The organism is Thermodesulfobacteriota bacterium (assembly GCA_040758155.1).
Lineage (GTDB): Bacteria > Desulfobacterota > Deferrimicrobia > Deferrimicrobiales > Deferrimicrobiaceae > UBA2219.
The window spans coordinates 1-9,864 of the sequence record JBFLWB010000070.1; the positions used below are offsets into that span (position 1 = coordinate 1).

General features: G+C 67.9%; 11 protein-coding genes. All 11 read right to left on the reverse strand.

Annotation, left to right across the window (positions count from 1 at the left end; genetic code table 11):
* Positions 1 to 487 (reverse strand): PfkB family carbohydrate kinase (locus AB1346_04275; protein ID MEW6719649.1); only part of this gene is annotated, 487 nt, incomplete at its 3' end.
* Positions 480 to 644: a Trm112 family protein gene (locus AB1346_04280; protein ID MEW6719650.1), complete on the reverse strand. Its 165-nt coding sequence runs from the start codon at positions 642 to 644 to the stop codon at positions 480 to 482. The genes AB1346_04280 and AB1346_04275, both read right to left, overlap by 8 nt.
* 3 nt (positions 645 to 647) lie before the next feature.
* The gene (locus AB1346_04285; protein MEW6719651.1) at positions 648 to 1,829 is read right to left on the reverse strand and encodes a DUF3108 domain-containing protein; all 1,182 of its coding nucleotides are present in this window, start codon (positions 1,827 to 1,829) and stop codon (positions 648 to 650) included.
* A complete protein-coding gene (locus AB1346_04290; GenBank protein MEW6719652.1) occupies positions 1,829 to 2,407 on the reverse strand; it encodes an HAD family hydrolase in 579 nt (192 codons plus the stop codon). Before AB1346_04290 ends, AB1346_04285 begins: the two co-directional genes overlap by 1 nt.
* Positions 2,404 to 3,306, reverse strand: coding sequence for a lysophospholipid acyltransferase family protein (locus tag AB1346_04295; protein MEW6719653.1), 903 nt, complete (start codon positions 3,304 to 3,306; stop codon positions 2,404 to 2,406). The genes AB1346_04290 and AB1346_04295 overlap by 4 nt, the downstream gene beginning before the upstream one ends.
* Positions 3,303 to 4,295, reverse strand: a complete 993-nt coding sequence (lpxK, locus tag AB1346_04300; protein ID MEW6719654.1) for a tetraacyldisaccharide 4'-kinase — start codon at positions 4,293 to 4,295, stop codon at positions 3,303 to 3,305. Before lpxK ends, AB1346_04295 begins: the two co-directional genes overlap by 4 nt.
* Positions 4,292 to 5,626 carry a 3-deoxy-D-manno-octulosonic acid transferase gene (locus AB1346_04305; protein MEW6719655.1) on the reverse strand — a complete coding sequence of 445 codons (1,335 nt, stop codon included), beginning with the start codon at positions 5,624 to 5,626 and terminating at the stop codon, positions 4,292 to 4,294. The genes lpxK and AB1346_04305 overlap by 4 nt, the downstream gene beginning before the upstream one ends.
* A gap of 4 nt (positions 5,627 to 5,630) precedes the next feature.
* Positions 5,631 to 7,394 carry an ABC transporter ATP-binding protein gene (locus AB1346_04310; GenBank protein MEW6719656.1) on the reverse strand — a complete coding sequence of 588 codons (1,764 nt, stop codon included), beginning with the start codon at positions 7,392 to 7,394 and terminating at the stop codon, positions 5,631 to 5,633.
* Positions 7,385 to 8,530 carry a lipid-A-disaccharide synthase gene (gene lpxB / locus AB1346_04315; GenBank protein ID MEW6719657.1) on the reverse strand — a complete coding sequence of 382 codons (1,146 nt, stop codon included), beginning with the start codon at positions 8,528 to 8,530 and terminating at the stop codon, positions 7,385 to 7,387. Before lpxB ends, AB1346_04310 begins: the two co-directional genes overlap by 10 nt.
* 2 nt (positions 8,531 to 8,532) lie before the next feature.
* Positions 8,533 to 9,315, reverse strand: a complete 783-nt coding sequence (gene lpxA, locus AB1346_04320) for an acyl-ACP--UDP-N-acetylglucosamine O-acyltransferase (protein ID MEW6719658.1) — start codon at positions 9,313 to 9,315, stop codon at positions 8,533 to 8,535.
* Entirely contained in the window at positions 9,312 to 9,776 is a 465-nt protein-coding gene (gene fabZ, locus AB1346_04325) for a 3-hydroxyacyl-ACP dehydratase FabZ (GenBank protein MEW6719659.1), read from the reverse strand. Before fabZ ends, lpxA begins: the two co-directional genes overlap by 4 nt.
* Between the last annotated feature and the right edge of the window lie 88 nt (positions 9,777 to 9,864).

The window sequence follows — 9,864 nt, forward strand, 5'->3', positions numbered from 1 at the left end:
CCGAGAAAACGACCCCCCGGACCCCGTCCATGGCGCCCACGATCTTCCGCAGCAGCGCCTCGTGCGTCCGCCGCGACGGCGGCCCGTTCTTCTCCCGGTCGACGCGCACCACCTGCTGGCTGTGGGCGATGACCCGGGTCTTCACCGTCGTTGGCCGTTCGGTATCCGCCAGGACCGCGGAGACGCCGATCTTCCTCCTCCGCAGCGCCCGGACCACATCCCTTCCCGCGGCGTCGTTCCCGACCAGCCCGGCCATCTCGACCCCGGTTCCCAGCCCCGCGAGGTTCAGCGCCACGTTGGCCGCCCCGCCCGGGACCCGCGCGTCGCGCGTGACGGCGACCACGGGCACGGGCGCTTCGGGGGAGATCCGCCCGACCGTCCCGAACACGTACTCGTCGAGCATTATGTCCCCAACGACGAGGACGCGGCACGAGGGGAAGACCGCGACCCAGCGTTCGGCGTCGGAGAGGAAGGACGCATCATTCATAGGGGACGGCCTCGTCTTCCAGAAGGATGGGAATGCCGTCCTCGATCCGGTACGAAAGCCGGCAGGACGGGCAGCGCAGCTCGGAATCCTCCGCCGCAAGCCGGAGGTCGCCCTTGCACTTCGGGCACGCCAGGATCTCGAGCAGCTCCTTGTCCATCCGTCACCCTCCCGACCTTTCGTTCATCAGTATCCCGACCAGCGTCCACTCCTTGATCTTCCGGAATTTCGCGTAGAAACGCACGGGCAGCCGCCGCTCGTCGCGGGTGACCCACATCCGCAGGTCCCCCTTGTTCTCCACCTTGCCGTCCCTCTTGATGACCGGCTGGACGACGAGGGTGTCGAAATCGCCGCGCTCCGTGTGCAGCCGTTCCGTTCCCACCGTGCGGGGCGAGATCTGGTATACCTTCCGCCCCCCGTAGACGTTGCGCTCCTTCTCCTCTTTCCCGAAACCCCGTCCCCGGAAGTAATAGGCCGCGCTGACCGGATCATGGGTACCCGGGAGGACGTCCACCTGCTTCCGGATCTCCCCGTTGTGCAGGTACCGGTACGTGATCCGCCCCTTTTCCTGGTCGTACTGCGCCACGTCGTCCGGCTTGTTCTTCCTGCCTCTGAATTCCAGGCGGATCGGCTCGAGCGTCGCCGCGTCGATATAGTAATCTATCGACTCGCTGACCGGGTAGATCAACGACAGGACCCCGGAGGTCCGCGCGCGGACGTTCAGGTGATACGCCGTCCTCCCTCCGATCGACACTTTCCCCTGGTACCGGAACCACGCGTACCCCATTGTGATCCCGATGAAGTCCACCCGGTATTCCAGCAACTCTTTCTGCGCCGCCCACGCCGGGGGAGGCGGTTCTTCCGTCCGTGCGGACGGCGGAAGCGCGGGCGGCGGAGCCGGGGCGTGCGCGGAGGGCGGAGCGTGCGATGGAGGCGCCGGAGGGACTCCCGGTACCGGTTTCCTCCCCGCCGGTGTTTCCTGGGCGCCCTTGGCGCCCTTCGACGCCTCGGGAACCGGCGCCGGCGGTGAGAGAGAAGGTTCCGTATCGCCGGGCGCTTCCGCCGGCTTCGCCTCTTCCACGGGCAAGGGGAGCCGTACGACCGCGGGCTCCTGCGGCGGCGCCACGGGCTCCGGCGCGGGAGCGGGCGCATCGGGTATCGGGATCGCCGGAGGGATTACCTCGGCGACGGCCGCCCGGGCAGCGTTGTCTGCCGGCGGCCCTTCCCCGGTTTCCGGAGGAGCCGATCCCTGCAGCATCCACGAGCAGCCGGCAAATGCGAGCGCAAGAAACGCGGCGAGGAAATGCGCGCACAGGAGGCGGCCCTTCCCTGCGTGCGGCGGCATCAAGGCGCGTCTTCCCCGGCAAGGATCCATGCCGCAGCCTCTCTCATCCCCGGGAGGAATGCGTCCGGAACGATGCCCATGCGCTCTCCCTCTTCGCGCTCGCCTGCGCCGTATCCCGTTCCGACCAGCACCGTCCTTGCCCCGAGCCGGATCCCGAACAGAATGTCTGTCATTTTATCACCGACCACCCAGCGCGGGCACGATTCCGGCACGCCGAGGCGCCGAAGGATCGCCTCCGCCATTCCCGTCCCCGGCTTGCGGCAGGGGCACGCTATCGCGTATTCCTGCAGGACGCCTTCCGGATGATGCGGGCAGTATTCCACGGCATCGAGAAGCACCCCTTCCTTCCGTAACGCCGCCTCGAACGTCCGGTGGACCGCCATCATCTGGTCGAAGGTGAAGATCCCTCGCGCCACGCCCGACTGGTTGGAAGTAACCGCGAGAAGGACGCCTTCCGCGGCCAGCGTCCGGAGCGCCTCGGCCGCGCCGGGAAGGATACGGACCTTCGCCGGGTCGCGAAGGTAGCCCTCCTCCGCTATCAGCGTCCCGTCCCGGTCCAGGAACACGATCCCTTTCAACGCCCCACCCCGTATATGTCGGGCTCCTCGCCGTGCCGCTCCTTCCACCGCGGCTGAAACCACATCCATTGGACGGGGGCCTCCCGGATCGCCTTCTCCAGCTCCTGGTTGCAGCGCCGGGTGAGCCGCTCGACCTCCCCGTCCCTCGGCGCGCCGTAATCGATGGGCACGGGGGGGCCGAATCGGAGCAGGTGATGGAATTTCCTCGACGGATCCCGGAAGATGAAGCCGGGATGGACGGAGGCGCGCATCGCCAGCGCAAGCCGGGCGATCCCGAAGGTCGTGTACGCCTTCTTCGAGAAGAATTCCACGAGGATCCCCCGGTACCGGTTCACGTTCTGGTCGATGAGGATCCCGACGAGGACCTTCCTGCGCAGGAGTTTCATCACTTCCTTCGCGGAGGCGTCCTGCGGGATGACGGTATTGCCGACGCATTGCCTGCGCTCCGTCACGATCGCGTCCAGGATCGGGCTCCTCAAGGGGCGGACGATGAACGCGGCGGGGGCCACGACCGCGCCGTATACGTGCGACAGCAGCTCCCAGTTCCCGAAGTGGCCGGTCATCACCATCGGGGGATTCCCCCGCTCCGCCGCTTCCCGGAGATGCTCCAGCCCCTCGATCCGGAAATGCTCGCGGAGGTACCGCTCGTCCATCTTCGGGATATGGATGAACTCCGCGCAGGAAGTGCCCATCCGCTGGTAACATTTCCGGGTGATCCGCCGCGCCTCCGCGTCGCCCATCTCCGGAAAGGCGATCCTCAGGTTGACCCGGGCGATCCGCCGGTGCTTCCGGTCTACCGCCCAGACGAGCGTCATCGCCCCTTCGCACAGGAAGGCCAGCACGGGAAGCGGGACCGCCTCGAGGAGACGAAGCAGGGCGCGGGCAAGCTTTTCCTTCATGTCGACGCCCTCCTCTCCAGGCGTTCCAGGATGCCCGCCGACAGCTTTTCCCATCCCGACAGGAACTCCACTTCGACTCTCAGCGCTCCGACCGGATAAGGGGTCGATGAAGGGACCCGGACCAGGTCCTTCTCGGTGGTCACCACCGGCAAACCGGCCGCCTCTCTCGCGATCCGTGCCATATCGGAAAGGAGGTATGCATGATGGTCCGGAAACGCAAGGAATCCTCCCACGCGGAAACCCGCTTTCTCCAGGGTGTCCCGGAACTGGTCGTTCCGGGCGAGCCCGGAGAAGCCGAAGACCTCCGATCCCGGCGCCGTCCCGCCGAGCGGTTCGCCTCCAGGTCCCACGATCCCGCGGGGAACGAGGCGCGAAAACGCCACCGGTCGCCCTTCCGGAAACGGAACGGCGCGGGCGACCCGGGCGCCGTTCTCCGCATCCGGGCATTTCGTCACGACCATCCCGTCCGCGAACCGCGCGTGGGAGGGTGGCTCGCGCAGCCTCCCCATCGGCACGGTGAGCCGGTTGCCGAGCCCCCCTGCGCAGTCCACCAGGAGGAGGTCGTAGTCGCGCGCGAGCGACAGGTGCTGGAACCCGTCGTCGAGAAGGAACACGTCAACCGGAATGCGGGAAAGGGCCTCCCGCCCGGCCGCCGCGCGGGACGCTCCCACGACGACGGGGATCCCGGGAAGGGAGCGGGCCATCAATACGGGCTCGTCGCCCCCTTCGCGCGCGGAGACGATCCTTCCCGCCCCGTCGGAAACCCATTCGACGCCGCGGCCCTCCCTGCCGTACCCCCTCGAAAGGATCGCCACCCGGAGACCTTTGCCCGACAGCCATTTCGCCAGGTGCATGACGTGGGGCGTCTTCCCCGCCCCGCCCATCGACAGGTTTCCCACGCTCAGCACGGGACGGGGGAGCCGCTCCGGGCGCAGGAGCCCCGCGGCGTGCAGCCCCCTGCGGAGGCGCGCGGCGATCCCGAAGATCACGACGGGTTCCTCCGCGTTGCCATGGCGGCGAGGACCGCCTCGGCGTTTCGCTCCGAGGCGCCGCGGAACGCGTCGAGGAGTTGCCGCCCGCGCCTCCCGATATCCCCGAACGATTCCGGGGAGACGGCGAACCGGCCGAAGACCCCGGCGAGTTCACTCTCTCCCGCGACCTGCAGGAGTGCCCCGGCGCCCAGGAACAGGTCGGCGATCTCCCGGAAATTCTCCATGTGGGGCCCGACGATCGCCGGGACGCCGTGCCATGCGGGCTCCAGGACGTTATGCCCCCCCTTCGGGACGAGGCTTCCGCCGACGAAGGCGAGATCGGCCGCGGCGTAGGCGCTCGGCAGCTCCCCCACCGTGTCCAGCAGCAGGACCGTTTCTTCGATCCGTGTCTTCCCTTCGGGAATCGCCGTTCGCCGCGCAGGCGAGATCCCCCGCTGGCACAGGAGCGCTTCCACCGCCCCGAACCGCTCCGGGTGGCGCGGCGCAAGGAGGAGCTTGATCTTCGGGCCGTCCCGGTGCGCGGATTCGAAGGCGCGCAGAACGATCTCCTCTTCCCCCTCGTGCGTGGAGCCGGCTACGATCCAGCGGGTGCCGGAGGATTTTTCCCCCTCCAGCAGCGCGGCGAGGGAGGTCGGACCGGATTCCGGGGGGGACACGTCGAATTTCAGGTTGCCGCCCACCCGGACGATCGACGGGTTCGCTCCGAGGGCGACGAACCGGTCGGCGTCCTCCCGTGTCTGCGCGGAGATCGACCGGAGCGTCCCTAGCACCGGCGAGAAAAACCAGCGGACCCTGGAGTATCCCCGGAAAGAGCGCGCAGAAAGCCTGCCGTTGACGATCACCACGGGGATGCCCCGCCGGGCGCATCCGGCCAGGAAATTCGGCCAGATCTCCGTTTCCACCACCACGACGACGTCCGGCCGGACCCGGTCGAGGAAACGACCGCACACGCCGGGGAGGTCGAAGGGGAAATAGAACCGCTCTTCCACCACCTCCGACAGCGCCTTCTCGGCCGTCCGGCGGCCGGTGACGGTGACGTTCGAAAGAAGCAGCCTCCCTCCGTGGATCCGCTCCTTGAGCCGGCGAAGCAGAGGAACCGAGGCGTTCGTCTCGCCGACGGAGACCGCGTGCATCCATATCGTCGGCCGGTCGCCGTGCGCGGGCGCCGGGAATCCCCGGATTCCCAGCCGGTCGGGAAAGTTCGCCCGGCGCTTTTTCGAAAGGAGGACCCACGGGATCCAGGCGGGGGCCGCCAGGACGACGCCCGCCAGAAGGAGAATGTTGTAGAGGATGTGCCCCGGGCTCCCGGGGAGGAACGGTCGCGACAACGGCTTATCCCTTCCCGGGATTTCCCGCGCCCGGTTTCTTCTCCTCGAACTGCTTGAGGTAGACGGCGCGGTACCGGGATTCGCGTGCCAGAAGTTCCTCATGCCGTCCCCGCTCGACGATCCGTCCGTTCTCGATCACCAGGATCACGTCGGCATTCCGCACCGTGGAGAGGCGGTGGGCGATGACGAACGTCGTCCGCCCCTTGACCAGGGTGTCCAGGGCCGACTGGATCAGGCGTTCGGATTCCGTGTCGAGCGCGGAGGTCGCCTCGTCGAGGATGAGAATCGGCGCGTCCTTGAGCAGCGCCCGCGCGATCGCGACCCGTTGCCTCTCTCCTCCCGACAGCATCATCCCCTGCTCGCCGATCACCGTGTCGTACCCCTCCTTCAGCCGGGAGATGAATCCGTGCGCCCCGGCGAGGCGCGATGCCTCCTCGATCCGCTCCTGCGGGGCGTCCCAGATCCCGTACGCGATGTTGTTCCGGAGGGTGTCGTTGAAGAGGATGGTGTGCTGGCCCACGATCCCGATCCCGGCGCGCAGGGAGGCGAGCGTCAGCTCCCGGATGTCGGTGCCGTCGATGCGCACCGATCCGTCCTCCGGGTCGTAGAACCGGGGGATGAGGTCGACGAGCGTCGTCTTCCCCGCGCCCGAGGAGCCCACGATCGCCACCATCGTCCCGGACGGGACCTCGATGGTGATGTCCGACAGGACGCGGGGGCCGTCGGCGCTATAGCGGAAACCCACTCCCTCGAACGCGATCCCGCTCCGAACGCCCTCGAGCGGCCGGGCTCCGGGGCGGTCCACGATCTCGGGAAGCGTGTCCATCACCGAGAAGACCCGCTCGCCGGCGGCGATCCCCTGCTGGACGGTGTTGTTGACGGTCGAAAGCCGCTTCACCGGCCCGTAGAGCATCAGCAGCGCGGTCATGAAGGAGAAGAAATTCCCGGGCGTGCTGTGGCCGTTCACGACGCTGTACCCGCCGTAGTAGATCACCGCGGCGATCCCGATCCCCGCGAACACCTCCGAAAGGGGGTGCGTCAGCGCCTGGACCTTCACGACCTTCATCGTCAGCCGGAAGAGCTCCGCGTTTTTCGCCGTGAACCGCTCCACTTCGCGCCGCTCCGCGCCGGAGGCCTTCACGAGCTTGGCGCCGCTGATCGTCTCCTGGAGGTGGGTGGTCAGCCCCCCCGTGACCTCCTGGGTCTGCCAGCTCCGCTTGCGGAGCTTCTCCCCGAAACGGATGATCGGCCAGACTGCGAGCGGGAAGGCGAACAGCGCCACGAACGCAAGCTTCCAGTCCCGGTAGAAGACCACCCCGACCAGGAAGGCCGCGGCGAAGAATTCCTTCACCAGGTTGCTGGCGGCCTCCGTGACCGCCGCCTGCATCAGCCCCACGTCGTTCATCACCCTCGAGATCAGCATGCCCGTCGGATGCTTCGTGAAGAACGAGAGGGAGAGCGACTGCATGTGGCTGTAGAGGTCGTCCCGGATGTCCCGGATGACCCGCTGCCCGGCGTCGTTCATGAGGTACCGGTGGGCGAACTCGAAGAGCCCCTTCAGGAGATACGCCCCGAGGACGAGCAGCGGGATGAGCGACAGGCGCGACGCGTCCTTCTTGATGAAGATGTCGTCGAGGGCGGGCTGGACAAGGAAGGCGATCGCCCCCTGGAACGCGGAGACGAAGACCACGAACACCGACCCGAGGAACAGCTTCCCGAGGTGCGGCCGTACGTACGCCAGCATCCGCTTGTAGATCGTCACGCCCACGCGCCCGCGGCCTCCCTCTCGAGCATGTCGACCACCGCCCCCGTCGGCCCGGGGCCCCGGAGCTTCTCCCGGAGGGAAAGGCACCGTTCCCGCAGCCGCGCCAGTCTGCCCGCGTCCCGGAGGAGCCCCCCGAGCGCTTCCGCGATCCCTTCCGGCGAGCACTCGTCCTGGATCCGCTCCGGCAGGAACATCTCCCCGGCCACGATGTTGGGAAGCCCGATCCGGTCGACCTTCGCCAGCCGCTTCCCGATCTGGTAGGAGATCCAGGAGGCCCGGTAGACGATCACGGACGGTACTCCCAGCAGGGCGAGCTCCAGCGTCGCGGTCCCGGAAACCGATACCGCGGCGGACATCCCGCGGAACGCCAGGTGCCGGTCCTCCTCCACGAGGGTCAGCGGGAGGTTTTCTCCCGACAGGTGTCGCCGGATCGCATCCCGGACCGCGCCGTGCGCTACCGGCAGCGCAAATTGGACGTCGGGGAAGCTGCCCGATACCGCCCTGGCGGCGGCCAGGAGGATCGGCAGGTGCGTCGCGACCTCTCCCCGGCGGCTCCCGGGGAGGAGGCCGACCACCGTCTTCCCCGCGGGAATGCCGAACCGCCCCGGATCGGGCGGGGCGTCGAGCCACGGCCCCAGCTCCTCGAGAAGCGGATGGCCCGCGAAGACCGCGTTGACCCCGTATCCCCTCAGCAGCGGCTCCTCGAAGGGAAACGGGACGACGACCCCCCGCGTGAACTTCGCCAAGGTCCGGGCCCTTCCCGTTCGCCACGCCCAAAGCTGGGGGGGGATGTAATAGATGACCGGAACGCCGCGCTTCCTCGCCGCGAGCCCGACGCGGAAGTTGAAATCCGGGTAGTCGACCAGCACCACAGCGCCGACGTCCTCCTTCCGGACCCGTTCCGTCGCCTGCGACAGGGCGGACCGGATCTCGGGGAGGTGGGTCAGCACCTCCGTGAAGCCCATCACGGAGATCTCCGCGTAGTTCCGCAGCAGCTTCACCCCCTCCGATTCGAGGCGGGCTCCGCCGATCCCCTCCATGGGTGCCTTCGGGAAGCGCCGGCGGAACTCCCCCGCGACCCGGGATGCGTACGCCTCCCCGGAGGGCTCCCCGCAGAGGAGGAACAGCGTCTTGGGCATCGCTACCTCAGCACGCCCCGCTCGCTCGCGCGGATGAACTCCACGAGGTGCCTCACTTCCGGCAGCGGCGGGACCTCGGCCTCGACCTGCGCCAGAGCCTCTTTCAGCCCCTGCTTCGACCGGAAGAGGATTGTGTACGCCTTCTTCAGCGCGGCGACGCTCTCCTCCGGAATCCGGTTCCGCTGGAGCCCGATCTTGTTCAGCCCGAACAGCCCCTCCCCCTTCCGCTGCCGCCCGGGGGCCGCCATCACGTAGGGAGGCACGTCCTTTCCCACCCCGGACATCCCGCCGATGATGCTGAGGGTCCCGATCCGGACGAACTGGTGCACCGCCACAAGCCCCCCGATGTTCGCGCCGTCCTCCACCGTGATGTGCCCCGCGAAGGTGGCGGCGTTCGCCATGATCATCCGGTTCCCGATGCGGCAATCGTGCGCGATGTGGCAGTACGCCATCACCATGTTGCCGCTGCCGAGGCGGGTGACGCCGCCGCCGTGGGCCGTTCCCCGGTTGATCGTGGCGAATTCCCGGACGATGTTGTTGTCGCCCATCTCGACCCAGGTGTCCTCCCCGCGGAACTTCAGGTCCTGCGGAGGCGCGCCGACGGAAGCGAACGGCGAGATCCGGTTCCCGGAACCCATCCGGACGTGGGACTCGATGACGGCGTGCGAACCGATGACGCATCCGTCCCCGATAGCGACCTTCGGACCGACGACGGCGCACGGCCCGACCGTGACGTCCTTCCCGAGCTCCGCTCCGGGATCGATGATCGCGGTGGGATGGATCATTCCCTCTCCCCCCCAGCGCCCTTTTCCGGCACGCTCGCGATCGAGGCGGTGACGTCGGCCCTGGCGACGACCGCTCCTTCCACCGTCACCTCGCCGTGCATCTTCCAGACGGGCCCCTTGTGCGCGGTCACGTCCACCGCGATCCTGAGCTGGTCCCCCGGGACCACCGGCCTGCGGAACTTCGCGTTGTCGATCGCCCCGAAGTAGGCGATCCGCTTCTCCCCCCCCAGCGCCTTCAGCGCAAGGAGCCCCCCCACCTGCGCCATGGACTCGATGATCAGGACGCCGGGCATGATGGGGTGCCCCGGGAAATGCCCCTGGAAGAACGGCTCGTTGATCGTCACGTTCTTGATCCCCACGATCCGCTTTCCCGGGTCGTGTTCCACGATCCTGTCCACAAGCAGGAACGGATAGCGGTGCGGCAGCAGGTCCATGATTTCCTGGCATGAAATCAACGTCATCCCTCCTCTTTCTCCGGATTTCCGCCCTCCAGCCGCTTCACCCGCCGGAACAGCTCGGGAAGCGAAGGCAGCAGCATCACCATCCGCA

Bases quoted from the DNA above. Each gene is read 5' to 3' on its own strand.
- AB1346_04280 (MEW6719650.1), bottom strand. From the start codon at position 644: ATGGACAAGGAGCTGCTCGAGATCCTGGCGTGCCCGAAGTGCAAGGGC.
- AB1346_04285 (MEW6719651.1), bottom strand. From the start codon at position 1,829: ATGCCGCCGCACGCAGGGAAGGGCCGCCTCCTGTGCGCGCATTTCCTC.
- AB1346_04295 (MEW6719653.1), bottom strand. From the start codon at position 3,306: ATGAAGGAAAAGCTTGCCCGCGCCCTGCTTCGTCTCCTCGAGGCGGTC.
- lpxB (MEW6719657.1), bottom strand. From the start codon at position 8,530: ATGCCCAAGACGCTGTTCCTCCTCTGCGGGGAGCCCTCCGGGGAGGCG.
- lpxA (MEW6719658.1), bottom strand. From the start codon at position 9,315: ATGATCCATCCCACCGCGATCATCGATCCCGGAGCGGAGCTCGGGAAG.
- fabZ (MEW6719659.1), bottom strand. From the start codon at position 9,776: ATGACGTTGATTTCATGCCAGGAAATCATGGACCTGCTGCCGCACCGC.